Genomic DNA, 25,444 nt, shown 5'->3' with positions numbered 1-25,444 from the left:
GGCAGTCCGGGACAGCCCGGGGGAGGGGTTAGCTTTCGCCGGCTTTTCTGCGGTAGGCGCCCTGGGCGATGCGGTCGATGACCATGGCGCAGAACAGGATGGCGAGACCGCCCAAGAGACCCTGGCCTTTGGCCGCGTATTGCAGCGCTTCCAGGATCAGGGCGCCCAGGCCTTCGGCGCCGATCAGCGAGGCGATCACCACCATCGACAGCGACATCAGGATGGTTTGGTTGATGCCGGTCATGATCGAGGGCAGTGCCAGCGGCAGCTCGACGTTGAACAACAGCTGGCGGCGGGAGCAGCCAAAGGCGACGGCGGCTTCCTTGGTGGCTTCAGGCACGCCGCGCATGCCAAGGGCGGTCAGGCGGATCACCGGCGGCATCGCAAAGACCAGTGTGGCCAGCACCCCCGGCGGCTTGCCGGTGCCAAAGAAGGCAATGATTGGGATCAGGTAGACAAAAGCGGGCATGGTCTGCATGAAGTCCAGCACAGGTTCTGCAATCGCATATGCCCGTTTGGACTTGCCGAACCAGATGCCGAGCGGAATGCCGATTGCCACACAGAGGAAGGCCCCCGCGCCAATCAGCGCCACGGTGATCATTGCCAGCTCCCACAGCCCCATGAAGGCGAGGTAGGCGAGCGAGGCAGCGGTGAAGATCGCCACCCGCGGCCCGGCCAGGCGCAGCGCCATCACCACGGTCACGAACATCACAACCGGCCAGGGGGTCTGGATCAGCAGCACCTCGAGCCCGTCCAGCACCCAGCGGATTCCGGCGGTCACCCCGTCGAACACGTCGCCGAAATTATTGGCTAGCCAGTCGAAGCCGGCATCGCCTTTCTTGGACAAGGCGGCGAAGTATTCCTTGCCGACCGGGAACTCGGTGATCGGCAGCCGCTCGCCCAAGAGGCCGCCGGTGACACACGCCATCGCCTCGTCCGGCTTGGCAACGGTGAAGCGGACTAGGGTCAGCGGCCAGATTGCCAAGAGGCCGATGGAGCCGAAAATCAGCCCGTTGCGGCTCATGCCTGACTGTGCCTTCTGGCCGGAGCGCCAGCGCAGATACTGGGCCTCATAGGCGGTGTTGGCATAGAAGCCCTCGGCCAGTTTGATCAGTGCCATCAGGGCAACGCCGGTCAGCAGAATGGCCAGCGCGGTGCTGCTAGCGGCATTGGCGGCTTCCAGAGCCTTGTCGGCGGCGGCGCGCAAGTTGTCGGCGATTTTCATCTTGGCGGCTGCCCCGGCAGCATCGCCCGCGGTAGTCAGGTCTGCCGCCTGCGCCTCGCGTTTGGCGATGTTGCCCAGCAGGCGCTCATAGCGGGCCAGCTGATCGGCACCGAGTTCACCCCACAGGCCGCGGCCGATCTGCACCAGGGCAAACAGCTCCAGCACCAGGAACATCCAGAAAAAGCCCCAGGCGCCCCGCGCCGCACCCCACAGCGGGCCGCAGACGGCGGCCATGGTGTTCCAGGACCAGGCAAAGCCGGTCTTGCCCTGGATGCGTGCGAATTCGCGGGCGTAGTAGGGGCCGTTTTCGACGGCAAATTCTTCTACACTCAGATCGGGCGATTGAAAATTCGTATCCTTCATGCCTTGCCCCCCTGAATGCCTTTCAGCAGCGTGGCGCGGTCGACCACGCCGATGTCGGCGCCGTCATCGCCGGTGATGACAATCACGTTCTCGGTTGAGGTTGCGATGTCGATCAGCTGGTCCAGATCGGTTCCGTGATGCGCCCGCGGGCTTTCGCCGAAATCGACGGGCCGGGTCGGTTTGTATTCGCTGATCGGCACCATAATCGAATGGGCAAAGACCAGTTTCAGTTTCGAGATGCCCTCGACAAAGTCCCGCACATAGTCGTCGGCGGGCTGGGTGACGATCTCTTCCGGGGTGCCGATCTGCACGATGCGGCCGTCCTTCATGATGGCGATGCGGTTGCCGATACGGATCGCCTCGTCCAGGTCGTGGGTGATGAAGACCGTGGTCTTATTCAGCTCTGCGGACAGCTTCATGAACTGATCCTGCAGCTGTCGGCGGATCAGCGGATCCAGCGCCGAGAACGGCTCATCCATCAGCAGCACATCCGGGTCCGAGGCCAGCGCGCGGGCCAGACCGACCCGCTGCTGCATGCCGCCGGAGAGCTCGCGCGGGAAACGGTCCTCAAATCCGGTCAGGTTCACCTTGTCCAGGCAGCGCTGCGAGACTTCCCAGCGGGTGGATTTCGGCTCGCCGCGAACCTGCAGCGGGAAGCCCACGTTGTCGCGCACGGTGCGGTGCGGCAGCAGCGCCATGTGCTGGAACACCATGCCAATGTTCATCGCCCGCATCTCGCGCAATTCAGCGTCCGACAGGGTCAGCATGTCCCGGCCCATCACCGAAATATTGCCCGCCGTGGGTTCGATCAGCCGGTTCAGGTGGCGCACCATGGTGGATTTGCCGGAACCAGACAGCCCCATCACACAGAAGATCTCGCCGCGCTTCACCTCAAAGGACACATCGGCGATGCCGACGACGCAGTTGAATTCCTCCAGCACCTCGGATTTGCCCAGGCCCCGTTCGCGGATCGCCGCCATGGCAGCATCAGCATTCGGCCCGAATATTTTCCACACACCGTCCAGCGTGATCACATTGTCAGTCATAAGCTCAGTCTCCGGATGTCCCGGTTCGTTTGGCGGGCAGCCGTGCCGCCCGCCTGTGGCCCTTAGATTCCGGCGTTTACTGGAACCAGGAGTCCACCAGATCGGTGTTTTCATCGACCCATTTGCGGGCAAATTCAGCCGGGTCCTGGCCGTCGACCGACAGCGCATAGACCACGGCGTTCACCTGTTCGGTGGTGAGTTTCACCTTGCTCAGCATGTCGGCGGCTTCCGGCTGGCTGTCTGCCAAGCTTGCGGCATAGAACACATGCAGCTTGGCCGCGTCCCAGGCAGTGCCGGCCTTGGAGTTCTCCAGCCAGTTCGGGTCGTCAGTGGGCTGTTTCACGTCCCATTCTGCGGCGTCATAGGCAGGCTCAGACAGTGGCACCAGATCGTAGAGCGAGAACATGTGGTGCGGCGTATAGCAGTAAAAGACGATGTTCTGCCCCTGCGCCACCGCGTTGTCGACCTGCGCCAGCGCCAGGGTCTCGTCCATCTCCATCAGGTTCATGGTCTCGTCATAGCCATAAGACTTGGCGCGGATCTTTTCGACATTGGTCGAGGCCCAACCTGCCCCGCCGATCCACATCTCGCCGCGGCCATCGCCATCGGTGTCAAAGTTGGCGGCCATATCCGGGTCGGTCAGATCGCTGAGCGCGGAGATGCCGGTGCGCTCTTGGGTGTCCTTGGTGACGCAAATCTGCTGGTCCGACAGCACCGCGTTCGGGTTCAGCGCCACCGAGCCCTTGCCGGTGACAAATGTGTCGTGCAGGTTCTGCTGGTTGGGCAGCCAGACCTCCGGATGCACATGCATGGCACCGGAATCCATCGCCTCGAAGATGATCGGGTTGGTGCCGTTCTGCAGCTCGACCGAGAGGCCCAGGTTGTCCTCCAGCGCCACCTTGAGGATATGCGCGGTGCCGCGGACCGAGGCCCAGTTCGGCACCCCGATCACCACATCCTGCGCCATGGCGGACGTGCCGAGCGCGGCTGTTAATGCAGCGGCTGCCAGTGTCTTGGTTTTGGTCATGTCAGTCTCCCTGATTGGATGATCACTTTGTGTTTTTTTGCCTCGAGCGTGTGATCACGACGCCGGGGCCATTTGTCTTGAAAGCGTGAGGGCGGCCTGCAGCAGCACGTTGCAGCCAGCCTCCAGGTGTTCCGGTTCCGCCCATTCCGCCTCATTATGGCTGAGCCCGTCCCGGCAAGGCACAAACACCATTGCGGTTGGCACCTTCCTTGCCACCTGGCAGGCGTCATGACCGGCGCCTGAAACCATCCGGCGATAGGGCAGTTTCTGCGCCTCCGCTGCAGTTTCAATGGCATCGACGCACGCTGTGTCAAAACGGACCGGCGGGTTGTGCCAGATCATCTCCAGTTCCACTTTGGCATCTTTTTCGGCACCGACCTGGGCCAGGAGAGAGGTGTCCATTACACTCAGGACCTCATCATCGGGATGGCGGAAGTCTATGGTGAAACGCACTTCGCCCGGTATCGTATTGCGGGAGTTCGGATTAACGTGCAGCTCACCCACCGTGCCGACCCCATCCGGGCCGTTGTCCAGCGCGATATGCTGTACCGCCTGGATCAGCCTGGCCGCAGCCACCAGCGCATCGCTGCGCCCCGGCATCGGTGTGGAGCCGGAATGGGCATCACGGCCCGTCACTGTGACGTCATACCAGCGCTGCCCCTGGCCGCCGGTGACCACGCCGATCACTTCGCCGTGGTGCTCCAGCACCGGGCCTTGCTCGATATGGGCCTCCAGAAAGGCGCCAAACTTGTTGTCTCCGCAAGCTTCAGTGCCTGCGTAGCCGATCCGCTCAAGCGCGTCGCCAAAGCGCAGGCCGTCTGCATCTTCACGGCTCAGGGCAAAGTCCAGATCAAACAGCCCCGCATAAACTCCGGAGCACAGCATCGCCGGCGCAAACCGCGCGCCTTCCTCGTTGGTCCAGTTGACAATTTCGATGGGAGCATCGGTTTCCAGCCCCAGATCGTTCAACGTGCGCACCACTTCCAGCCCAGCCAGAACGCCAAAGATGCCGTCGAACTTGCCGCCATGCGGCTGGGTGTCCAGATGGCTGCCGATAGCAACCGGCAGCGCATCCGGGTCGCGGCCTTCCCGGCGGGCAAACATATTGCCTAGCCGGTCATAGGTGACTGTGCAGCCCGCATCCTCGCACCAGCGGGTGAACAGCTCGCGCGCCTTCAGATCACCGTCGGTGAGCGTGAGCCGCCCGCAGCCGCCGCCAGGCAAGGCATCGATCTTGGCCATCTCCATTATGCTCTGCCACAGCCGGGCGCCGTTTATGCGATGGTTGCTGCTCATGCGCTTTGGGGGGTGTATTCACGGCAGAGCGCCTGGCTCAGGCAATGCACGCCGCCGCCGCCGAGGGTGAACATCGACATATCGGGGTCGTAGACCTCAAACCCCAGGGCGAGCATCTTGGCGTTCAGGTCCTTGGCGCCGGCCATCGACAGCACCTTGCCGTCGCCCAAGGCCACCAGGTTCACGCCCAGGTTCTTGGCCTCGGCATAGGAGACATCGACGATCTCAATCCCCCAACCCTTGACGATATCCACCAGCCAGGGCTCCATCGCGTCGATGCAGGCCACCGCCAGTTTCTCGGCCAGCGGTACGATCAGCCCGTCCATATGCACAAACTCGCGGCTGATCGGGGCGACCACGGCCTCCCAGCCTTCGGCGCGGACAAATTCGGCGACCTGTTCCGAGCCCTCTTTCTCGGACCGCTCGCCGCAATAGCCGATCAGCACCCGGCCCGGCTCGATGATGTTGAAATCGCCGCCTTCGAAATGGCCCGCGGTGGCGAACTTCCAGATCGGGATATCATTGTCCTGATAGAACTTGATTGCGGTGGCGTAATCCGCCCGGCGGCATTTCAGCTGCATATGGCAGATCAGCGCGCCCCAAGGGGTCATGGCTGAACTGTCGCGGGCAAAGAAGTTGCGGTGCAGCACCGCGTCGCTGTCGAGGTAGTGGCAGGTGACACCGGCCTCCTCGTAGATCGACACCATCTCGGAATGCTGCTTCATCGCCAGCTGCAGATCGAACTGCACGCCGGTCTTATGCGCATTGGCCAGGGTGCGGCCGATCAGCGGGCCGGCTTCGACCCATTTGAAGTACTCCGGCCTGCCCAGCAAAACATCCGTCAGCTTGGCATAGTCGTTGTTGATCCCCCAGCGTTTCGCTGTTGTCGTGATCGCATCCATGCTGCTCAACCTCCCAGTATTTACATGCTTGGGAGACAGGATTGACTGGGTTTCTCTTTTATTAAATTACAAACTAAAAGACTTAACTTTTACAAATATACAAGTATGGTGGAGCCATGCTGCCCCCCGCCCTGTCCAAAGCCGATTTGCATCTGCTTTACGTGTTCTGCACGGTGGTGGAGGCGCGCGGGTTTTCGGCGGCGCAGATCACTTTGAACGTCTCGGCGTCCACCATTTCGCGGCAGATTGCCGATCTGGAGACCCGGCTGGGCATGCGCCTGTGCCAGCGCGGCCGCAAGGGGTTCCGGCTGACTGACAAGGGCGAGATCGTCTATGCCGCCTCGCACAAGCTGTTTGCGGCGCTGGATCAATTCGGCGAAACGGTGGACGGCACCCGCGGCAAGCTGGTGGGGCGGCTTTCGGTGGCGGCGATCGACAACTGGGTGTTCAACAACGAGGCGCCGATCATGGGTGCCTTGGGCGAATTCACCCGGATTGCGCCTCAGGTCGAGGTCGAAATGCATTCCCTGGCGCCGGATGACATTGAGATGGCGGTACAGGATGCGCAGATCGCGCTGGGGGTTGGCGTGTTTCACAAGCACAAGCCGGGGCTGATCTATGAGACACTGGGATTCGAGCGGATCGGTCTTTATTGCAGCCGTGGTCATCCCCTGTTCACGGCAGACACGCCGGAAAGGGTAGAAGAGCTGCTACCGCAGGCGAATTTCTGCAAGCGGGCTTACCTGAACGAAGACCTGGTGGCGCCGGTCTCCCGCGGGCTGCCTTCAAACGCCAGCGCCCATCAGATCGAAGGCATTGCGATGCTGGTGCTGACCGGCCGCTATATCGGCTACTTGCCGGAAAGCTTCGCCGACATCTGGGTGCGTGAAGGCCGGGTGCGCTCGGTAGGAGATGGTATGTTTGACCTGAAGTCCGAGATCAAGCTGGTGCGCAAACGCGGCGAAGAGCCGAATCTGGTGGTCAAAACCTTCATCCAGCTGGTGAAATCGGCAGCGGGTCAGGTCAGCAAGAAAAACCGCAAAGAATGCCGTGGCGCCTAAATAATAGTCTTGACGGCGCCCGCCAGCAAAAGGTGGATGCCAAATTGTTGCTCTATGTGGAAGTTCGCTTCGACCATAAAATTTGCCGCTGCCTCACTGGAGGCCATGGAGAGTAAGTCCGGCCCAAAGCGGTCCCATACCTGGTCACCAACCACGCGGGCCAGCACATGCAGATCGGGCGGTGTCCGGAAGTTCGCTGCAAATGCGAATGAACTTCGTCCCTGTTCACGGACAGCGGGGTAAATTACCCCTGTCCACGAATGGAGCATGGAATGGGACAATCGAGACGGACGTTCACAGATGAGTTCAAAGCCGCAGCTGTTGGTCGGCTTTATAAGCCAGGTGCTGGTCTTCCCCCACTGAAGTGGTCCTCCGCTATGTTTAGTAAAACGGAGGAAACGCATGGCCAACAAGCGACCAAAGCCATAAGAGATTGTCACGAAGTTGCGGCAGGTTGAAATACTGACCGCGTAAGGAATGCCGCGTCTGGATGCGATCCGGCAGATTGGCGTGACTGAACAGACCTATTACCGTTGGAAGAAGAAGTACGGTGGAATGGGCACTGACCAATTGAGGGAACTGAAGCGGCTTCAGAAAGAGAACGAGCGGCTTCGCAAAGCTGTTTCTGATCTGACGCTGGACAAGCTGATCTTGGCGGAAGCCGCGAAGGGAAACTTCTGAGCCCCGCTCGTCGCCGTGCTTGCATTGATCGCGTTTGTGGTGAGTTGAATGTCTCGGAACGCCGCGCGTGCCGCGTTCTGAGACAACACCGATCCACGCAGCGTAGGGTGCCAGTTGGTCGCCTGGATGAAGAACGATTGGTGGCCGACATGATCGAGCTGACCCGGCAATATGGCCGCTATGGCTATCGTCGGATCGCAGCGCTGCTGAGAGATGCTGGCTGGCATGTGAATGACAAGCGGGTCGAAAGGCTGTGGCGACGAGAGGGGCTGAAAGTGCCCATGAAACAACCAAAGAAGGGGCGGCACTGGCTGAATGACGGATCGTGCGTTCGGCTACGGCCAGAATACCGTGATCATGTTTGGTCTTACGACTTCGTGCATTGCCGGACTGATGACGGAAGGGCGTTCCGCACGCTCAACATCATCGACGAATACAGCCGAGAATGCTTGGCAATCCGCGTGGATCGCAAGCTGAACTCCGGCAACGTCATCGATGCGCTGAGCGACCTGTTCATCCTGCGCGGCGTGCCTTCGTTCAGCTGCCGGTCCCGGGAAACCAGTTGCGCAACTTCGGCACTATGCATGTCCTTGCGCAGCCGGCCGATATCCAGCCCGCAGGAGCGGGCCGCATCCAGCAGCACGGTTTCATCTGCAATATTCCGGTTTTCTGTCAAATGCGCCGCCTGCACCGCATCAAAATAGTCCCAGTGCCCGGCATCCCCGGCCTGCAGCTCTGCGGCCTTGCAGGCTTTGGCGCTCAACTTCCCGGCGGGATAGGGAAAGCGCTGGCGGCGCATCCCCTCCACATTGATGCGGCCACCTTCGTCATGTTCGGCGCATCGCTCCCAATGGCCCAGAATGGCGGATTTGGCTTTCTCCGCAGAGCCGAAGGCAGCGGCCAGTTTGGCGGGCGAGTCCTGCAGCACAAAGGTGCGGTGGCGCACCCGGATTGGAAATTCAGCGGCCAGTTTACGCAGCTTTGGAGACATCACAAAGCACCAGCCGCAGACCGCGTCGTGGAAGAAGTCGATGGTAAGAACGGGGGATTTCATCAGGTCACCGGGATGAGAGGGGAAGGGACCGCCGGCGGCTCGGCCGCCGGCAGCCGCGTAAGTGTCAGTTGCCGGTCAGCGGCGCATCCAGAAGCAAAGGCTTGTCCCCGGACATGTCGATCCAAGCGTTGGTGCCGTTCAGGCGGGAACCGGCGATATTGTCCGCGTCAAAGTGGATCTCGAACTGCTCCGGCCCGTGCGCATAGGCAACAACCAGGCCATACTCCGGGTCCAGGAAGCCGCCGTGCGGGCGGATGCCTGGGTAGCTGATGCGCCAGGCTTCACCCTCCGGGCCGACATGGCCAAGGGTCAGCTTGCCGATGACATCCCCGGGCAGTTCGAAGAACCAGACCCAGGGGCCGCCGGAGACGATGGTCATCACCTCATCAATGCCAGTGCCGTCTTCGGCGTGGTTGATGTGCAGCGGGCCGAATTTCTTGTGGACCCAGATCCGGGTCTCGGCGTCCATCTTGTTCATGTCGTAGACCTTGGGATAGGGCGCAACGCCCGGTTCCGAAGTGGTCAGGGAGCCGCCGTTTTCGACCGTTGGCTCACGTCCTGCGGCGGCAATTTCCGCCAGCAGGTCTTCGCGGCTGAGTGCGAAATCGGAGATCAGCTGCGCCTCTTCCCCCGCGGTAATTGCACGGCTTCGGGAGGCTTCAAGAACCGGCTGCGCTTGTTCCGGCAGTGCAACGGTGCTGACGCGGACCCCGACGCTGCGGAGCACCGTGTTCACGTCTTCCACGCCAACCGAGGCCGGGCGGCCATCTGTGTATTCCAGTTTCAGGATGCCGGCAGTGTCCTCTGCGCCGGCAAATCCCTGGGCGGGCAGCCAAAAAGCGGCAGCGGCAACGGCAAGTTTCGAAAGCAGTTTCATGATGGAACTCTCCAGTTTTGTTTCCGGGGAAGCGGCCCCGGTTCGGTTTTGGGGTGACGGGTTCAGGCGGATTGGGTTGTGCTGCCCCGGCCGTGAGGCTGGCTCAGGTCTTGGTCCGGACCGGCAGAGATGATCCCATGCGGGTTGATGTGCCGGTGGCTCAGGAAATAGTGCTGGCGGATCGCCTCCATATCGATCGTGCCGGCTACGCCGGGCACCTGATAGAGATCGCGCAGATAGGGGCCGAGATTGCGGTAATCGGCGATCCGCTTGCGGTCGGTCTTGAAATGGGTCGCATAGACCGGATCAAAGCGGACAAGGGTGGTGAACAAGCGCCAGTCCGCCTCGGTGATCCGCTCTCCGGTCAGGTAGCGGCGGGTGCCAAGCAGAGCATCCAGCTCGTCCAGCTTGCCGAACATGGCGGCAATCGCCGCGTCATAGGCTGCCTGTGTGGTTGCAAAGCCTGCTCGGTAGACGCCATTGTTGACCGGTGCGTAGATTTCAGCGCTGATCCGGTCGATGTCCTGCTGCTGCTCCTGCGGAAAGAAGTCCGGAGTTGCGCCTGTCAGCCCGTCGAAGGCCGAATTCAGCATCCGCATGATGTCACCGGACTCATTGCTGACAATGCGGCCGGTCTGTTTGTCCAGAAGCACCGGCACCGTAACCGGCCCGGTGTGGCCGGGATCTGCCCGCTGATAGACCTGATACAGGTAAGCGTCCTGCGGCACCCCGGCTGCCGGATCATGCACTGCGGTGTCGATCTGCCAGCCATCAGGGCCTGCCAGCGGCAGCATCTGGGTGATGGTGATGATCTCCTCCAGCCCTTTCAGCGCGCGCAGGAGCGTGGTGCGGTGACTCCACGGACAGGCCATGGAAACATAGAGGTGATAGCGGCCTTTTTCAGCCGGGAACTCCGCATCCGCGCGCGGCTCGATCCATCCGCGGAAGCCGCTGCTCATGCGGCGGAATACCCCGTCGCCCGGTTTCGGCTTTTCGGTGAGCACACCGTCGATCAGCATCTTTGCCATGGCTCGTCTCCTTGATGACCCGGCAAAGGTAGGCGGTTTCAATACGGACGATAATCCGGCTAAAGTGAAACCCTATGTTGAAAAAAACTCACCCTTATCGGAGATTGCCAATGGAAGGAATGGGAGACATCCCGGTGGTCGTGGCGGTTGCCGAAACGCAGGGGTTTGCCGCGGCCGCGCGGCGGCTGGGGGTGACCAAGTCCGCAGTCAGCAAGCGGATCACCCAGATCGAGAAGCGGCTGGGGGCGCAGCTGTTTCACCGCTCCACCCGCAATGTCAGCCTGACCGAGGCAGGAGAGCATTTCTATGCCCATGCGGTCCGGGCGCAGGAGGCGGCACAGGAGGCCGAGGACAGCGTTCTGGCGCTGCAAGAGGCACCCAAGGGGCGTCTAAGGGTGAATGTGCCGATGGCTTTCGGGCGCTTGCACGTGGCACCGCTGATCTCTGGCTTTCTGGAGCGCTATCCCGGCGTGTCTGTGGACATGGTGATGGATGACCGGGTGGCCGACCTGTTCGCCGACGGGTTCGATCTGGCGCTGCGCGGCGGCACGCTGGCGGATTCCGCGCTGGTGGCACGCAAGATTGCGCCATTGCACAATGTCCTGGTTGCCGCCCCGGCGTATCTGGAGCGCCACGGTGTGCCGGAAACGGTCAGCGATCTGCGCCTGCACAACTGCCTCCAGTATTCCTACAGCCGGGATTTTCAGGAATGGGTCTTTAACTGCGGCGGCGAATTGGAGACCTTCCGGCCCGGCGGAAGCTACAGCGTCAACAACGGCGAAGCGCTGCGGGAGGCGATCCTGGGCGGCACTGGCATCGGCCGGCTGCCGACCTTCACTGCCGGTCCGGATCTGGCGGCGGGTCGGCTGGTGCGAGTGCTGCCGCACTGCCTGCTGCCATCGCAGACCCTTTATGCCATCTACCCGGAGCGCCGCTATCTGCCTGCCAAGGTTCGGGTTTTCATTGATTTCATCCTGGAACACCTCGGCGGTGAGGAGCCACCCTGGGACCGGGACGGCAGTGTGTGAATTCAGCCACCGCGCTGTCCGCTGTACTGAGGATGTTGTGCCCAATCAAAATTACGCGACGGTCAATGTCCGCCTCCGTGCAAGTAAATCAAAGTGGAGTTCGTCCCGATTTCCGGACAGTTTGATTATTGACCCTATGCAGCGTTTTTCCAATCCATGTTTTCATACGCTTGCGCGGGTGTTTGGTAGCCGATGGCTGAATGCCGCCTCTGACGGTTGTAGAAGACCTCAATGTATTCGAAGATCGCAGCCTTTGCCTGGGCGCGCGTTTTGAAGCGCTCCCGATGAACCAGTTCCTTTTTCAGTGATGCGAAGAAACTTTCCATTGGTGCGTTATCCAGGCATTCGCCGGTTCGGCTCATTGATTGGATGATCTTCGCGGACCCGAGCAGCGCGCGGTATTCGCTGCCTGCATATTGCACGCCGCGATCCGAATGATGAATGAGCCCAGGAACGGGGCCACGGCGTCCCAGGGCCATGTTCAGGGCATCACAGCACAGTTCGGATCGCAGATGATCGCCCATGGCCCAACCCACGATTTCACGCGTGGCCATGTCCTTGATGGCGGCAACGTAGAGCCATCCTTCGTTCGTATCGACGTAAGTAATGTCAGCGAGCCAAACCCGGTTCGGAACGGTACTGACGTGCTCCCCGCAGAGTCCGCGGTTATTAGTTCGCCCTGTTCTGGGTTTGGTCCTCTACTGACCGTTGGTGATACTCCCACGGGGTGAGCCCGTCGAGGCTCGTATGCGGGCGATGGTGATTGTAATCGTCACGCCAGGCCGCGATCAGCTCTCGGGCGTGGCGCAGGTTGGCGAACAAGTGCTCGTTCAGGCACTCGTCCCGGAGGCGGCCGTTGAAGCTTTCGACAAAGCCGTTCTGCATGGGCTTGCCTGGCGCGATGTAGTGCCACTCGACCTTCCGGTCTTCCTGCCATTTCAGAATGGCATTCGACGTCAGTTCGGTCCCATTATCGCTGACCACCATTCAGGGATAGCCACGCGTTCGGGCGATATTATCGAGCTCACGGGCAACCCGCTGGCCGGAGAGTGAGGTGTCCACGACCGCGGCCAGGCATTCCCGGCTGAAGTCGTCTATGACGCATAGCACCCGGAATCGGCGGCCATCGGACAGGCTGTCCGAGACGAAGTCCAGCGACCATCTCTGGTTCGGCCCTTGCGGGAACGCCATGGGCGCACGCGTCCCAATGGCGCGTTTCCGCCCGCCGCGCTTGCGCACGCTCAGCCCCTCTTCGCGGTAGATCCGGTAGAGCTTCTTCCAGTTCACCTTCCAGCCCTCGCGGCCGAGCAGCAGGTGCAGCCGACGATAGCCAAAGCGCCGCCGTTCGCTGGACAGCTCCTTCAGCCTCTCTCGCAACTCGGCGTCCGCAGGCCTGGTTGATCTACGCCGATAGACGCGCGGATCAATCCCGGCCAGGGCACAGGCCCGCCGCTGGTTGTAGTTCTTCTCTGTCATGGCCCAGTCCACGGCTCTCCGCCTTGCACCGGGCTTCAAAAGTTTTTTCCCAGCATCTCTTTCAGCGTTGCCACATCAAGCATGTGCTCGGCCAACATCTTCTTGAGCTTGGCGTTCTCGATCTCCAGAGCCTTCAGCCTCTTGGCCTCGGACACATCCATGCCGCCATACTTCGAACGCCATTTGTAGAAAGTGCCATCGCTGATGCCGTGCTTCCGGCACAGTTCCTTCGCCCCCATTCCGGCTTGGTGCTCCTTCAGGATGCCAATGATCTGCTCTTCGCTGAAACGGCTTTTCCGCATCGTCTGTCTCCTCGCTTGGAGAACAGGCTAACTTCAAATCGCGGACTTTTCAGGGGAGCACGTCATGGGGTGCAAACTTCATCGCAATCAAAGAGCTGATTGGCTTTACGGGACCAATTTCAATTCTGGCGGTTCAGTTTCTAGCCTGCTGGCTGTTCTTGCCCTTTGTAAAGCGTCCAAAGAACCTTCACCTCGTGGCCCTTTGGGGCGTGGCTGCTGGCGGGTGCCAATATGGGTTCCAGAATATCGGACTGGATTTGGGAGCCTCTCCGGGGATTGCGTCGGTGCTGCTTCAGCTGCAGGCGTTCTTCACTCCAGTTCTCCTATCTGTTCTCTATCGCAAACCCTTCGCCCTCTCCACAATTGGCGTGCTGCTGCTGGGCCTTTTCGGCGTCTATTTGGTTGCTGCCGCGGGTCGTGGGGCAACAGCGACAGGTACAGTTGCCGTTCTGTTTTTGGTCATGGCGGCGTTTTCATGGTCGGTAGGCAATGTCACCATTTCCCGGATTGAACAAAAGACCCCTGACGTCGCCATGTTCCCGGTTCTAATCTATGCCAGCGTTTTCATCAGCATCCCTGTGACGATCTGGGCGAACGCAACTGAAGGGATGATTCATCACAATCTCGTTGGCCTTACCGCCACTGAGCTGGTCTATGCTGCGGTTCTTATCGGCTGGATTTTGATTGCATACCTCGGCGGATACGGGATCTGGAATTACTTGATCAGCCGGTATGGCGGTGAAAAGATTGTGCGCTTTAGCTTGCTTGTCCCCGTATTCGGATTGATCCTCTCCTACCTTGTGTATCAAACACAGGTTACAGCTCTGCAGAAGGCAGGTATTGCCTTGATCCTGTCTGCGCTCATAGCCAATCGATACTTCGATTTGCGATCTGCAAAGGCTGCTCAGCAAGCATGTGTGGTGCCCGCTGAGTAATGCGGACGGGCCAAGGCACAAACACAAGCCCCATATCCACGCATCGTTTCCTTGCCTTCGCACTCAGATCCAAGCTGCCTCCTTGACCTGTACAGGCAGATTAAATCTCCTCACCTGTGCGTGAATTTTTTCAACGTTGCAGATTCCCGGAGTGTCCAAGAGTTTGAAGTTGCCTCTTAAATCCTGTCCACCCTCTCAATGGCCACCCGGAGGAACCGATGAGCTTTACTTTTGAAACTGTTGTCGAAGACGTACGCACAGCAGCGGCAAGCAGCATGCCGAATGAAGAAATTCGCTTGGTACTGGAGCGCTATGTAGCTGATCCTGAGCCTGTCATCGCGGCAACAGAAGTTGATGGTGAAGACGAAATCATGCTTTATCAGGACGAACAGGTCTCAATCTGGCGCTGCCGGTTTCAGCCCCACGTCACCATGCCGCCTCATGAGCATAGGCTGAAGGTTCACATCGCGGCTTACTCTGGGGGGGAGAAGAATATTCTCTTCAAGCGCGACGGGGGGCAGTTGCAGCACGAAAGAACTCATATAGTGAAAGCCGGAGAGGTTTTCACTCTGGAAGACGATGGAATTCATGCAGTTGTTGGTGATGGCGAAAAACCGTCCCTGGCCTTGCACGTCTACATGGGGCCACTTACGACCCTCAAACGCGACCTGTTTGATTGGGAAACTGGGGAACCGGTAGAGTTTTCAATGGACAATTTTGACAAGATGAAGCGCCACTCAGCAGAATTGCCAGAGTACTGACGTCTTCAATTGAACTCCTTTTGCGGTGTTGCGAAGTCGCCAGTTGCAAACCAAAGGATTGCGGTCAGGTGTTTGGCTCGGTCACCTGGAATGCCCACCTGCCGTTTGACATGCGGTGTGGCCACGCCTCTCCCGAAAGACCGTACCTTCCTGTTTCTAAATGAGCAGTATGTCAGCTTCGGGTTATAGTGCAGCCCTTTGCGTTTGCAGCAATCAAGCTTGGTAGAAGCGGCCGCTTAGGGCTCGAACCGTAACACTGCAGCGGTGCGACCGTAGGTCTGGTCTGGATTGGCGAACGGCAAGTGCCGCCCGCCAAGGTGGTTCAAATGTCGATTTGCTCGGCGATGCTCAACGCATCTTCAAGTTCGATACCAAGATATCTGACAGTGCTGTCAACCTTTGTGTGCCCGAGCAACAGTTGAACTGCTCTGAGATTTCCGGTTTTGCGGTAGATCTCCGCCGCCTTGGTCCGGCGCAGCGAATGGGTGCCGTAGCCGCTGGGTTCCAACCCAATCGCAGCCACCCAATCCCGCACAAGTCGGCCATATTCGCGGGTTGAGATATGTAGGCGGTCATGAAACCGGCTAGGAAACATGAAACGGCAGCCGATCATTTCCGGCGACTTGATCCATGCAGTAATGGTATCCCGCGTGTTTTCAGAGAGTTCGAACTGAACGGGTCGCCGGGTTTTGCTCTGGATCACAGATACCCTCTCGCGAACGCGGTCATCTCTGACCAAATCGCTGACGGACAGTTTCACTAAATCGCATCCGCGAAGCTTGCTATCAATCGCCACGTTGAACAGCGTGAGATCACGCAGATTCCTGGCCAATTCGAGCCGCGCGCGGATTGCCCACACTTGTTTCGGCAACAGCGGCCTTTTCTGGCCGACGACCCGGCCCTTGTTCCAGGCTTTTCGTTTCGGGGTGACTGCGGGAAGTTGGACCCTTGGCATATTGGGCCCTCCAATCCTCCCGCCAAGCCCAGACATCAGCACCGCGCTGACACCTGAATTTTACTGTTGGTTTGAATGACCGTTGTCCGATTGCTTGTTCTTCGGGAAACGTTACGGGTGCATTGGGTGCTCTGAACCCATCGCGACAGATGCTGCAGAAAAGACGAACGGCAGCATCACGGGTTTGCAGATCTTTGAATACCTGCAAGTACGGAACTTGAGACCGGAGGCCTGCAGAGCTCCAAAAACCGGTCAGTCAGGCCTGACTGAACTGCTAGGCGTGGGCGGGCAATCACCACCCTGTAGTGCCCGATGCTTTCCTTGAGCGGCCGCGCAACGATTGAGTCGCCTTCAGTCGTGCAGTCCTGTTTGGGCGGGAAGCCTGCAAGCGTGAAACCGAACCCCTTGCCGACGTAAGCCTGAACAAGCTCGCGGGATTGGGATTGGAACGGCACTTCGGGGTGGACGCCCGCGGCCTGCAGCAGTTGCAGGTAACTGGGGCCGGGGCCAGCGGGCGAGACGGAGATATAGGGCAGACCGGTCAGGTCGGACAGGCTGATCCGGGATTTCGCAGCCAGAGGGTGTGCGCCTGACAACAGAACCAGAGGCGGCAGCTCCAAAAGAACTTCAACCTCATGCCGACCGGGGTCGAACCCCTGGTCAAAGACCACCAGCGCATCCACCTCGCCAGTGTCCAGCGCGGCCACCAATGCCGGGTATTCCGCTTCCTTCACCTCGATACGGACACCCGGATGGCTTTCGCGGAAAGCAAGCACCGCAGGCAGGACGATCTGCTGCGCCAGTGCGTGATGGGTGCCGATGTGGATCCTGCCGGTGCGGCCAAACGCCAGATCCGCGGCCTGCCGGTCCAGTGCAGCGGCCTGCTTCAGCAGCGCCTCGGCCTGGGTGGCGAACGTCCCTCCAGCGCGGGTCAGCCGCATGCCTTGTGCCGGAAACCGGTCGAACAGGGTCAGGCCGGTGGCGGCCTCCAGCTTGTCCAGTGCCGAGGCGATAGCCGCGGCAGAGACATTCAGGTGCCGCGCCGCCTGGGCAATACCACCCTGCCGCGCGGTTTCCGTCAGGTAGGTGAGTTGGCGAAGGGTGAAGCGAACCACTGGGAAAATCTTTCTTTGAAGCAGATTAAATCAGTTTTTCCCGTTTTAGGACAGACCCTATGCTGCCTGCAGGCGACAGCGGAGGATATCATGGAAATTTTACCATTGACCGGCGGTTTGGGCGCGGAAATCCTGGGAGCGGATATCCGCCGCGGCGAGGATTTCAGCGCCATCCTGGACGCATTTGCGGAGTATTCGGTGATCGTGCTGCGGGGGCAGACCGCAGGGCCAGAAGATCACCTGGCCTTTGCCCACCGTTTCGGGCCGGTGAATGTCAACCGGTTCTTCAAGCCGGTCGAGGGCCACCCGGAAATTGCCACAGTTCTGAAAGAGAAGGACCAGACAGAGGCCGTTGGTGAGGGCTGGCATACCGATCATTCCTATGATCAGGAACCGGCGATGGGTTCCATTTTGCACGCCATCGAGATGCCGCCCTATGGCGGCGACACGCTGTTTGTGTCCATGGGCGCCGCCTATGAGGCGCTCTCAGCGCCGATGCGCCGTTTTCTTGATGGTCTCACGGCCGTGCATTCCTCGCGCCATGTGTTCGGCGCCGCCGCGATGGGCAGCGAGGCGGTGAAATCGGGCCGTCTGGGAAATGCAGAGGCCGCCACCCAGGACGCCCGGCATCCGGTGGTCATCACCCATCCGCTGAGCGGGCGGCGCGGCCTTTTTGTGAACCCGGTTTTCACCACCCGCATTGAAGGGCTGAATCCGGACGAATCCTCGGCGCTTCTGGTCATGCTCTATGCCCATTGCCAGCAGCCGGAGTTTCAATGCCGCGTGCGCTGGCGGGCCGGTGACATTACCATGTGGGACAACCGTGCCACCTGGCACAAGGCGATCAACGACTACCACGGTTTCCGCCGCCTGATGCACCGGGTCACCGTCGAGGGCGGCCCGCTTGCCTCCGCCCGCGCATCCTGACCGCTGATGAAAGCTCAGCCATGACCAGCCACAGCTCCAAGACAGACACCGGCCAGCCCAATGTCATCCTGATCCTGGCGGACGACATGGGGTTTGCCGACCTCGGCTGCACCGGGTCTGAAATCCAGACTCCCAACATCGACGCACTTGCGCGGGGCGGCGTGATGCTGTCTGCGATGTACAACTGTGCCCGCTGCTGCCCGACGCGGGCGTCGCTTCTGACCGGGCTCTACCCGCATAACGCCGGCGTCGGGCATATGGGCGCGAATTTGGGCACGCCCGCCTATCAGGGGTTCCTGCGCAACGACAGCGCCACCATAGCCGAGCATCTGCGCGCCAGCGGCTATGCCACGCTGATGTCCGGCAAATGGCATGTGGCCGGCGATTTCGAGCCGCGAAGTGTGGACAGCTGGCGGATCGGCGACGTCGAGCATCCGACACCGCGCCAGCGCGGCTTTGACCGTTTTTACGGGATCATGGACGGCGCCACGCATTTCTTCTCGCCGCATTACATGCTGGAGGATGACAGCCGGGTCGAAACCTTCCCGGATGATTTCTACTTCACCGACGCCATCACCCATAAGGCCATCGGCATGATCGAAGGCGCGGTCGCGGACGAAAAGCCATTCTTCCTCTACCTCGCCCATACTGCGCCGCACTGGCCGCTGCATGCCCATCCTGAGGACATCGCAAAATACGATGGCGTCTATTCGAAAGGCTGGGACCATATCCGCACCGCACGCCATGAAACGATGAACGGCCAAGGCGTTTTCCAGCGCAGCTGGGACATCTCCCCGCGCGACAGCACCGTGCATGGCTGGGAACAGGAAAAGAACCAGGACTGGGAGGCCAGCAAGATGGCAACCTATGCGGCAATGGTGGACCGCATGGACCAGTCGGTCGGCACACTGATTTCGGCCCTGAAACGGCTCGGGCAGTTCGACAACACGCTGATCCTTTTCCTCAGCGACAACGGCGGCTGCGCCGAGTTCATGGCCGAGGACGGCTGGGCGAAGTTCTACCCGGACAAAACGCACGACGGCAGGCAGATCACCATGGGCAATGTGACCGGCCTGCGCCCGGGCGATGCCCAGACATTTCAAAGCTATGACAAGCCCTGGGCCAATGTCTCCAATGCGCCGTTCCGCCTGTACAAGCATTATGTGCATGAAGGCGGCATCTCGACCCCTCTGGTCGCCCATTGGCCAAAGGGGTTCAAACCGCGCAGTGCTGCCCATGCAGCCTGCCATGTGGTCGATATCCTGCCGACCATTCTGGAAGCCGCCGGCACCGCCTATCAGACCGAGGTCGGCGGCCATGAGATCCAGCCGCTGCAAGGAGAGTCGCTGCTGGGCCTCTTTCAGGGCAAGGACTGGCAGCGCGCGCAGCCGATCTTCTGGGAGCACGAGGGCAACGCCGCGATCCGGCTGGGCCGGTTCAAGCTGGTGCGGCTGCATGATTGTCCCTGGGAGCTCTACGACATCGAGGCCGACCGCACTGAACTGACCGATCTTGCAGGCCGCAGCCCCGCCTTGGAGAAAGACCTGATCCGACAGTATCAGGTCTGGGCCCAAGCCGCCGGTGTGCTGGACTGGAACGAAGCGCTGCCGAAACTTCTGGCGGCGTGGAATATGGAGAGCGCCAGCGGTTGAAACTGATGGCTAAGCGGCTACTGAGGGTCCCCTGGTAAAGGACGGGTTTGTCCCGCATTGTGCAGTTTCACGGTTTGAACTTCGTCCCTGTTCCCGGACAGCGGGGTAAATTACCCCTGTCCACGAAAGGAGCATGGAATGGGACAATCGAGACGGACGTTCACAGATGAGTTCAAAGCCGCAGCTGTTGGTCGGCTTTATAAGCCTGGTGCCACACAAGGCGGTGTTGCCAAGGAGCTTGGAGTGACGAGCTCGCAGTTCCCGGCAGATTTGCTTGATCGGCTTGTTCGGCATTGGCCTCGGACCAATGGCGGCTCAATTCCTCAATCCTGAAAATACGCCCGCCGGATCTTTGCTATCGTCTCCACGACCAACATCCCACTCTGTGCTCCCCGATAACCTCGGGGGCATGATTCACATCAGTGTAAGGGGGTCATCTTTGGACGCCGATTTCCCCGCTACGGGGTCAAAATTGCATGCCTGTTCACAGTTGACCTGCCAGCCTGCCCCTCTCAGCAATGCTGCGATCCGCCGATAGCCGTAGCGGCCATACTGGCGGGCAAGCACGATAATGTCCGCAACCAGGCGTGTTTTGTCCGCCCGGCTCTTGGGCGGCTTGCGCTGCGTGGATCTGTGTTGCTTCAGGACGCGGCAGGCGCGCCGCTCAGACACCCTGAACAGGCTGCGCACATGGTCAATGCAGGCCCGGCGGCGGGCGGGGCTCAGAAGTTTCCCTTCGCAGCTTCCGTCAGGATGAGCTTGTCCAGGGTCAGGTCCGATACGGCGCGACGCAGCCGTTCGTTTTCTTTATGCAATCGTTTGAGTTCCCTGAGTTGGTCGGTTCCCATCCCGCCATACTGTTTGCGCCAGCGGTAATAGGTCTGCTCGGTGATGCGCACTTCGCGGATCGCATCCACCCGCGCCATCCCTTGCCCGACAAGCACCTCAACCTGCCGCAGCTTCGTGACAATTTCTTCGGGTTTGTGCCGCTTCGTTCCCATTCTGATCCTCCGTTTTCCTAAACATAACGGCGGACCACTTCACTGGGGGAGGATCAAAAGGCCAGTCATGCACTAACAATCAAACCGGACCACTCAGGTGGGGCTGATCATCCGAACGTCCCAGTTTTCAGGGAGCAGAGCACCTTCTCAAGGGGCGGAGGACTGCGGCCCTTCTCATTGAGTGCGAAGGTGTCTTGCCGTGAGTTTTCATTTCCTTCTTGGCGGCTCTTCATGGAGATTTCTTGTACTTTGTGAACTTGTTCACAGGCAAAAAAAGCCAAAGAGACTATGCCGCACCGATCCCGGCATCTTGTCTTGCACCAGTGGATGCGCCACCTGAAATTGCCATACGATGCGAACAGCCAGAAAACTGCCCCGAAGGAGTGATACGCATGCGCTGGACAACCTCATTTGCCGTTGCTTTGATTACCGGGTTTGCAACCTTGCCTGCGGTTGTGCTGGCTCAAGGGGCGCTGAAGCCGGTCAAGCTGCTGCAAACCTCCTCGGAAGCATTGGTTCTGGAACGGCAGTTTTTTGGCCAAGTGGCAGCTAAGCAGACAGTGGACCTTGCGTTTCAGGTTTCCGGGCAAATACTGAAATTTCCGGTTGCCGAAGGCCGTACGGTGGCCAATGGCGGGTTGATTGCCGAGCTTGACCTGGAACCGTTCGAGCTACAGTTGGAGCAGGCGCAGCTGCGCAAGGAACAGGCCGACCGGACTGTTGCGCGCCTAAAAAATCTGACCGGCACTGTCAGTCAGGTCTCGATCGACGACGCTGAGACCGAGGCAGGGCTGGCACGCGTGGCGCTGCGCGATGCAGAGTATGAATTTGAGCATGCTACCCTGAACGCTCCTTTTGATGCGCTGGTGTCCAGCCGTGAAGTGGAGCAGTTCACCACCGTCAGTTCGGGGACCCCCATCGTGCGGCTGCACGACATGTCTGAATTGCATATCAAAGTCGATGTGCCTGAAGTCCTGTTCCAAAGGGCTGAGGAAAGCGACGTGCTGACGATTTCCGCGAATTTTCCCGGCCAGGACGCAGAGTATCCGCTGGAGATCCTGGAATATGATGCAGAGGCCAGCAGCGTCGGTCAGACCTATCAGGTGACACTCCGCCTGACCCCGCCTGAAAACCGCCAGATCCTTCCGGGCGCATCTGCAACTGTGAAAGTGCGGGTGAACACCGGCGAAGCAGGCATCAGAGTGCCCGCAACGGCCCTGGTAACCGCAACCGACGGCAGCACCGGCGTCATGGTTTATTCCCCTGTAGGCGCTAAGGAAGGCACCATTGCATGGACCAAAGTGAAGGTTGAAGCCACTCAGAACGGTGATTTCCGCGTGGCGGAGGGCCTGGCCGGAGACGAAGAAGTGGTGCTGACCGGGGGCGGCGCGCTGAAAGACGGCCAGAAGGTCAGGCGCTTTACCGGTTTCGGAAACTGAGGGCAGGCAGATGGACATTGCACGCGGGTCGATCAACCGGCCGCTCTATACTTGGATCATCATGCTGGCGGCCCTGCTTGGCGGCATCTGGGGATTTCTGAACCTGGGACGCCTTGAAGATCCGGCCTTCACCATCAAGTCCGCGGTGATCGCCACGCAGTATCCGGGCGCCAACAGTGAGCAGGTTGCGCGCGAAGTCTCCGAGCCTCTGGAATCAGCGATCCAGAAAATGGGCGAGGTCAAGCTGATCACTTCGGTGAACCAGCCCGGCTTCTCCCTGATCGAAGTGGAGATGCAGGATACGTACGATGGCACCGAATTGCCTGCCATCTGGACCAAACTGCGTGCGGAAGTACGCGATGCCGCCCGCGCTTTGCCGGAGGGTGTCAGCCAGCCGGTTGTGAACGACGGCTTCGGCGATGTGTTCGGCCTATTTTATGCGGTAACGGCGGAGGGCTACACGGACGCCGAAAAGCATGATCTGGCAACCTACTTGCGGCGCGAGCTGCTGACGGTGGACGGGGTGGCCGATGTTGAAATCGCGGGGTTGCCGCAGGAGGCGATCTTTGTTGAACCCACGCTCGCGGTTTCGGTCAATCAGAATGTTCCGATTGACGCGATCAGCAACGCGCTGGCCACGTCCAACTCGGTCCGCTCTGCAGGCAGTCTGGACGCCGGGCCAGCCGAAACTCTGATGCGCGCGCCTGAAGGCTCGGACTCGGTTTCCGAAATCCAGGGCCTAGCGATCGGCTGGCAGGGTGAGGTGGTTAACGTGATCGACATGGCCGACGTGCATCGTGGCCGCATCGACAATCCGGATCTGATCATCCGCTTTGATGGGGTTGAAGCCTTCACTCTCGGGATTGCCGGCCTTGCCACCGAAAACATCGTTGAAGTGGGCAAGAACGTTGACGCCAAGCTCGCCGCACTGGACAGCCAGATCCCCTATGGTGTCGATCTGAAACCAATCTATCAGCAGCATATGGTGGTCGAGCAGGCCTCCAACGACTTTCTGGTAAACCTTGCCATGTCGGTTTCCATCGTGGTGGTCGTGCTGGCGCTGTTCATGGGTTGGCGCGCCGCTGTTGTGGTGGGCACAACCCTGCTGCTGACAGTGGTGGGCACACTGTTCTTCATGAACATGTTCTCGATCGAGATGGAGCGGATTTCGCTTGGTGCGCTAATCATTGCCATGGGGATGCTGGTCGACAATGCCATTGTTGTGGCGGAGGGGATGCAAATTTCCATGCTGCGCGGCAAGACTTCCCGCGAGGCGGCACACGATGCGGCGTCAAAAACCCAAATCCCGCTGCTTGGCGCTACGGTGATCGGCATCATGGCCTTTGCCGGTATCGGTCTCAGCCCGGATGCGACTGGTGAGTTCCTGTTCTCGCTGTTTGCGGTGATTGCCATTTCGTTGCTCCTTAGCTGGTTCCTGGCTCTGACGGCCACCCCGCTGCTGGGCCACTACTTCTTCAAGCAGGGCAAGGAGGGGGACAGTGATGCCTATGATGGTGTTCTGTTCCGCACCTACGGCGCAATTCTGCGGGCATCTCTGAAGCTGCGCTGGATGGTCGTCGCTGGGCTGATTACCGTCACCGTGGTCTGCTTTTTCGGTTTCGGGCAAGTGCGGCAGCAGTTCTTCCCGGACTCCAACACCCCGCTGTTCTTTGTTCATTACAAGCTGCCTCAGGGCACATCGATACACACCACTTCCGAGCATCTGCAGGTGTTCGAGGACTGGCTGGGCGCCCGCGATGATGTGGTTGCAGTGGCATCCTTCTCGGGTCAGGGGGCAACCCGTTTCATGCTGACCTATTCCGCCGAAAAGCCGAACTCCAGCTACGGCCACCTGATCATCCGTACCGCAAACCTGGACGCTATCCCGCCGCTGCAGGCTGAGCTGGAGGCATTTGGCCAATCCCGCTTCCCTGAAGGCGAATTCCGCACCAAGCGGCTGGTGTTCGGCCCGGGTGGCGGTGATCCGATCCAGGTGCGCTTCTCCGGTCCCGACCCGCGCGTCCTGCGCCGCCTGGGCGAAGAAGCGATCCGGCGGCTGGAAGCGGCTTCCCCCAATATCCTGCTCCCGCGTCAAAACTGGCGTGAGCAGGAGCCGGTGCTGAAACCTGTCTATGCTACCGACCGGGCACAGACTGCCGGCGTCACCCGGGAAAACATCGCCGACGCGCTGCAGTTCTCCACCGATGGTGTGCAGATGGGCGTCTTCCGGGAACATGACCGGCTGATCCCCATCGTGGTACGCCGAGCGCAGGAGGACTCCTACAACATCTATGATCAGGTTGTTTTCTCTTCTTCTGCCGGAAAGTTCCTGCCGCTGGAGCAGATGATTGATGGCATCGATGTCGAGGTGGAAAACACGTTGGTGCATCGCCGGGACCGACTGCCGACGCTCACTGTTGGCGCCGACATCCCGCCGGACATGACTGCGGCCACCGTATTTGCCCAAGTGCAGGAAACCATCGAGGCGATGGACATCCCGCCCGGCTACATGATGGAATGGGGCGGCGAGCATGAAAGCTCTGGCGACGCTAACGAAAGCCTTGGCAAGCAGCTGCCGGTGACGTTGCTGATAATGGTGCTGATTTCGGTACTGCTGTTCAACGCAATCCGCCAGCCGGTGATCATCTGGCTCTTGGTGCCGATGTCGGTGAACGGCGTGGTGATCGGGCTGCTGGGAACCGGTTTCCCCTTCACTTTCACGGCACTATTGGGTCTGCTCAGCCTGTCCGGTATGCTGATCAAGAATGGCATCGTGCTGGTCGAGGAGATCGACCTGGTGCGCGAAACCGGCAAGCCTCTGCGCGAAGCCATTGTCGAAGCCTCGGTCTCACGCCTGCGCCCGGTGATGCTGGCAGCAGTGACCACCATTCTTGGCATGGCGCCATTGCTGACCGATGCGTTTTTCGTGTCGATGGCAATCACCATCATGGGCGGGCTGGCCTTTGCGACCGTGCTGACGCTGGTGGCCGCGCCGGTTTTCTACCTGATCTTCTTCAGGAACGCGGAAAAACGCGAGATGGCGGGTGTCTGATAACCGCCTGGCCCCTCAAAAATCAGGGCCCTGGCGGAGTGCGCCAGGGCTTCTTTCCTGCCGGGGTCTGTTCGGAGGGCCAATTTCCGACTTAATTGGGTTTCAAAGGCAGCGGTCCGTTTTGTCCGGCAGCCCAGCCTTTTACAAACTGAAAAAGGCTGTACGGCACACGAATGGCGGGCCGGGCAAATCTGCGCTGCAGCACATGACACCGTGATGCAAGCCGGGTAGGAGCCAGCCA

19 protein-coding genes and 6 pseudogenes are annotated in these 25,444 nt (G+C 60.0%); 11 read left to right on the top strand and 14 right to left on the bottom strand.

Annotation, left to right across the window (positions count from 1 at the left end):
- Positions 1-28: 28 nt before the first annotated feature.
- The 5 genes from RA21_RS09500 to RA21_RS09480 all read right to left on the bottom strand — a co-directional run bounded on the left by RA21_RS09500 (position 29) and on the right by RA21_RS09480 (position 5,859).
- Positions 29-1,588, bottom strand: coding sequence for an ABC transporter permease (locus RA21_RS09500; protein WP_039148122.1), 1,560 nt, complete (start codon positions 1,586-1,588; stop codon positions 29-31).
- The gene (locus RA21_RS09495; RefSeq protein ID WP_039148120.1) at positions 1,585-2,634 is read right to left on the bottom strand and encodes a quaternary amine ABC transporter ATP-binding protein; all 1,050 of its coding nucleotides are present in this window, start codon (positions 2,632-2,634) and stop codon (positions 1,585-1,587) included. The genes RA21_RS09500 and RA21_RS09495 overlap by 4 nt, the downstream gene beginning before the upstream one ends.
- 76 nt (positions 2,635-2,710) lie before the next feature.
- Positions 2,711-3,661: an ABC transporter substrate-binding protein gene (locus RA21_RS09490; protein WP_039148117.1), complete on the bottom strand. Its 951-nt coding sequence runs from the start codon at positions 3,659-3,661 to the stop codon at positions 2,711-2,713.
- A 54-nt stretch (positions 3,662-3,715) separates the two neighbouring features.
- On the bottom strand, positions 3,716-4,957 hold the full coding sequence (locus RA21_RS09485; protein WP_052257630.1) for a Zn-dependent hydrolase: 1,242 nt from the start codon (positions 4,955-4,957) through the stop codon (positions 3,716-3,718).
- Positions 4,954-5,859 carry a dimethylarginine dimethylaminohydrolase family protein gene (locus tag RA21_RS09480; protein WP_039148111.1) on the bottom strand — a complete coding sequence of 302 codons (906 nt, stop codon included), beginning with the start codon at positions 5,857-5,859 and terminating at the stop codon, positions 4,954-4,956. The genes RA21_RS09485 and RA21_RS09480 overlap by 4 nt, the downstream gene beginning before the upstream one ends.
- Positions 5,860-5,975: 116 nt before the next feature.
- Between RA21_RS09480 and RA21_RS09475 the strand changes: the two genes are divergently transcribed.
- Positions 5,976-6,920, top strand: a complete 945-nt coding sequence (locus tag RA21_RS09475; protein WP_039148109.1) for a LysR family transcriptional regulator — start codon at positions 5,976-5,978, stop codon at positions 6,918-6,920.
- Here the strand turns inward: RA21_RS09475 and RA21_RS23010 are convergent.
- A complete protein-coding gene (locus RA21_RS23010; RefSeq protein WP_206540058.1) occupies positions 6,917-7,360 on the bottom strand; it encodes a hypothetical protein in 444 nt (147 codons plus the stop codon). The two genes, RA21_RS09475 and RA21_RS23010, sit on opposite strands and share 4 nt — an antisense overlap.
- Here RA21_RS23010 and RA21_RS22295 point away from each other — a divergent pair.
- Positions 7,353-8,137, top strand: a pseudogene (locus tag RA21_RS22295) (IS3 family transposase); the annotation flags it as partial. The gene RA21_RS23010 and the pseudogene RA21_RS22295 sit on opposite strands and share 8 nt — an antisense overlap.
- 62 nt (positions 8,138-8,199) lie before the next feature.
- Here RA21_RS22295 and RA21_RS09465 read toward each other — a convergent pair.
- The 3 genes and pseudogenes from RA21_RS09465 to RA21_RS09455 all read right to left on the bottom strand — a co-directional run.
- A pseudogene (locus tag RA21_RS09465) lies at positions 8,200-8,592 on the bottom strand (DsbA family oxidoreductase); the annotation flags it as partial.
- Positions 8,593-8,719: 127 nt separating this feature from the next.
- Complete coding sequence (locus tag RA21_RS09460; protein ID WP_039148104.1) at positions 8,720-9,532, bottom strand: hypothetical protein; 813 nt, start codon at positions 9,530-9,532, stop codon at positions 8,720-8,722.
- A gap of 62 nt (positions 9,533-9,594) precedes the next feature.
- Positions 9,595-10,560: a glutathione S-transferase family protein gene (locus tag RA21_RS09455; protein ID WP_082008922.1), complete on the bottom strand. Its 966-nt coding sequence runs from the start codon at positions 10,558-10,560 to the stop codon at positions 9,595-9,597.
- A 110-nt stretch (positions 10,561-10,670) separates the two neighbouring features.
- Here RA21_RS09455 and RA21_RS09450 point away from each other — a divergent pair, with 110 nt between their 5' ends.
- Positions 10,671-11,588, top strand: coding sequence for a LysR family transcriptional regulator (locus RA21_RS09450; RefSeq protein ID WP_039148101.1), 918 nt, complete (start codon positions 10,671-10,673; stop codon positions 11,586-11,588).
- A gap of 134 nt (positions 11,589-11,722) precedes the next feature.
- Here RA21_RS09450 and RA21_RS09445 read toward each other — a convergent pair.
- Together RA21_RS09445 and RA21_RS09440 are read right to left on the bottom strand one after the other, a co-directional pair.
- A pseudogene (locus RA21_RS09445) lies at positions 11,723-12,229 on the bottom strand (IS3 family transposase); the annotation flags it as partial.
- 28 nt (positions 12,230-12,257) lie between these two features.
- A pseudogene (locus RA21_RS09440) lies at positions 12,258-13,366 on the bottom strand (IS3 family transposase).
- A gap of 65 nt (positions 13,367-13,431) precedes the next feature.
- Between RA21_RS09440 and RA21_RS23430 the strand changes: the two are divergent.
- From RA21_RS23430 to RA21_RS09425, 3 genes and pseudogenes are all read left to right on the top strand, one after another.
- Positions 13,432-13,758 (top strand): annotated as a pseudogene (locus RA21_RS23430) (EamA family transporter); the annotation flags it as partial.
- Positions 13,735-14,301: an EamA family transporter gene (locus RA21_RS09430; RefSeq protein ID WP_272946436.1), complete on the top strand. Its 567-nt coding sequence runs from the start codon at positions 13,735-13,737 to the stop codon at positions 14,299-14,301. The pseudogene RA21_RS23430 and the gene RA21_RS09430, both read left to right, overlap by 24 nt.
- A gap of 218 nt (positions 14,302-14,519) precedes the next feature.
- On the top strand, positions 14,520-15,062 hold the full coding sequence (locus RA21_RS09425; RefSeq protein ID WP_019297414.1) for a hypothetical protein: 543 nt from the start codon (positions 14,520-14,522) through the stop codon (positions 15,060-15,062).
- 322 nt (positions 15,063-15,384) lie between these two features.
- Here RA21_RS09425 and RA21_RS09420 read toward each other — a convergent pair whose 3' ends face one another.
- Positions 15,385-16,017, bottom strand: a complete 633-nt coding sequence (locus RA21_RS09420) for a tyrosine-type recombinase/integrase (protein ID WP_039148191.1) — start codon at positions 16,015-16,017, stop codon at positions 15,385-15,387.
- Positions 16,018-16,193: 176 nt separating this feature from the next.
- Positions 16,194-17,132: a LysR family transcriptional regulator gene (locus RA21_RS09415; protein ID WP_039148098.1), complete on the bottom strand. Its 939-nt coding sequence runs from the start codon at positions 17,130-17,132 to the stop codon at positions 16,194-16,196.
- A 90-nt stretch (positions 17,133-17,222) separates the two neighbouring features.
- Here RA21_RS09415 and RA21_RS09410 point away from each other — a divergent pair, with 90 nt between their 5' ends.
- From RA21_RS09410 to RA21_RS23150, 3 genes are all read left to right on the top strand, one after another.
- Entirely contained in the window at positions 17,223-18,059 is an 837-nt protein-coding gene (locus RA21_RS09410; protein WP_039148089.1) for a TauD/TfdA dioxygenase family protein, read from the top strand.
- Positions 18,060-18,079: 20 nt separating this feature from the next.
- Entirely contained in the window at positions 18,080-19,711 is a 1,632-nt protein-coding gene (locus RA21_RS09405; protein ID WP_019297418.1) for an arylsulfatase, read from the top strand.
- A 138-nt stretch (positions 19,712-19,849) separates the two neighbouring features.
- Entirely contained in the window at positions 19,850-20,044 is a 195-nt protein-coding gene (locus RA21_RS23150) for a transposase (protein WP_082008920.1), read from the top strand.
- Positions 20,045-20,200: 156 nt separating this feature from the next.
- On the opposite strand, the pseudogene RA21_RS22285 reads toward RA21_RS23150, so the two are convergent.
- A pseudogene (locus tag RA21_RS22285) lies at positions 20,201-20,712 on the bottom strand (transposase); the annotation flags it as partial.
- 392 nt (positions 20,713-21,104) lie between these two features.
- On the opposite strand from RA21_RS22285, the gene RA21_RS09390 reads away from it, so the two are divergent.
- Positions 21,105-22,151 carry an efflux RND transporter periplasmic adaptor subunit gene (locus RA21_RS09390; protein WP_019296861.1) on the top strand — a complete coding sequence of 349 codons (1,047 nt, stop codon included), beginning with the start codon at positions 21,105-21,107 and terminating at the stop codon, positions 22,149-22,151.
- Positions 22,152-22,161: 10 nt separating this feature from the next.
- Entirely contained in the window at positions 22,162-25,203 is a 3,042-nt protein-coding gene (locus RA21_RS09385; RefSeq protein WP_039148084.1) for an efflux RND transporter permease subunit, read from the top strand.
- The last annotated feature ends 241 nt before the right edge of the window (positions 25,204-25,444 follow it).

It is taken from the genome of Leisingera sp. ANG-DT (assembly GCF_000813785.1).
Lineage (GTDB): Bacteria > Pseudomonadota > Alphaproteobacteria > Rhodobacterales > Rhodobacteraceae > Leisingera.
Note: the sequence above shows the minus strand (reverse complement) of the source record. Positions and strands in the feature narration are given on the sequence as shown.

Coding starts and splice junctions, on each gene's coding strand:
- RA21_RS09425 (WP_019297414.1), top strand. CDS start 14,520: ATGAGCTTTACTTTTGAAACTGTTGTCGAAGACGTACGCACAGCAGCG.
- RA21_RS09500 (WP_039148122.1), bottom strand. CDS start 1,588: ATGAAGGATACGAATTTTCAATCGCCCGATCTGAGTGTAGAAGAATTT.
- RA21_RS09390 (WP_019296861.1), top strand. CDS start 21,105: ATGCGCTGGACAACCTCATTTGCCGTTGCTTTGATTACCGGGTTTGCA.
- RA21_RS09490 (WP_039148117.1), bottom strand. CDS start 3,661: ATGACCAAAACCAAGACACTGGCAGCCGCTGCATTAACAGCCGCGCTC.
- RA21_RS09420 (WP_039148191.1), bottom strand. CDS start 16,017: ATGCCAAGGGTCCAACTTCCCGCAGTCACCCCGAAACGAAAAGCCTGG.
- RA21_RS09410 (WP_039148089.1), top strand. CDS start 17,223: ATGGAAATTTTACCATTGACCGGCGGTTTGGGCGCGGAAATCCTGGGA.
- RA21_RS09405 (WP_019297418.1), top strand. CDS start 18,080: ATGACCAGCCACAGCTCCAAGACAGACACCGGCCAGCCCAATGTCATC.
- RA21_RS09450 (WP_039148101.1), top strand. CDS start 10,671: ATGGAAGGAATGGGAGACATCCCGGTGGTCGTGGCGGTTGCCGAAACG.
- RA21_RS09475 (WP_039148109.1), top strand. CDS start 5,976: ATGCTGCCCCCCGCCCTGTCCAAAGCCGATTTGCATCTGCTTTACGTG.
- RA21_RS23150 (WP_082008920.1), top strand. CDS start 19,850: ATGGGACAATCGAGACGGACGTTCACAGATGAGTTCAAAGCCGCAGCT.
- RA21_RS09480 (WP_039148111.1), bottom strand. CDS start 5,859: ATGGATGCGATCACGACAACAGCGAAACGCTGGGGGATCAACAACGAC.
- RA21_RS09495 (WP_039148120.1), bottom strand. CDS start 2,634: ATGACTGACAATGTGATCACGCTGGACGGTGTGTGGAAAATATTCGGG.
- RA21_RS09485 (WP_052257630.1), bottom strand. CDS start 4,957: ATGAGCAGCAACCATCGCATAAACGGCGCCCGGCTGTGGCAGAGCATA.
- RA21_RS09385 (WP_039148084.1), top strand. CDS start 22,162: ATGGACATTGCACGCGGGTCGATCAACCGGCCGCTCTATACTTGGATC.
- RA21_RS09460 (WP_039148104.1), bottom strand. CDS start 9,532: ATGAAACTGCTTTCGAAACTTGCCGTTGCCGCTGCCGCTTTTTGGCTG.
- RA21_RS09455 (WP_082008922.1), bottom strand. CDS start 10,560: ATGGCAAAGATGCTGATCGACGGTGTGCTCACCGAAAAGCCGAAACCG.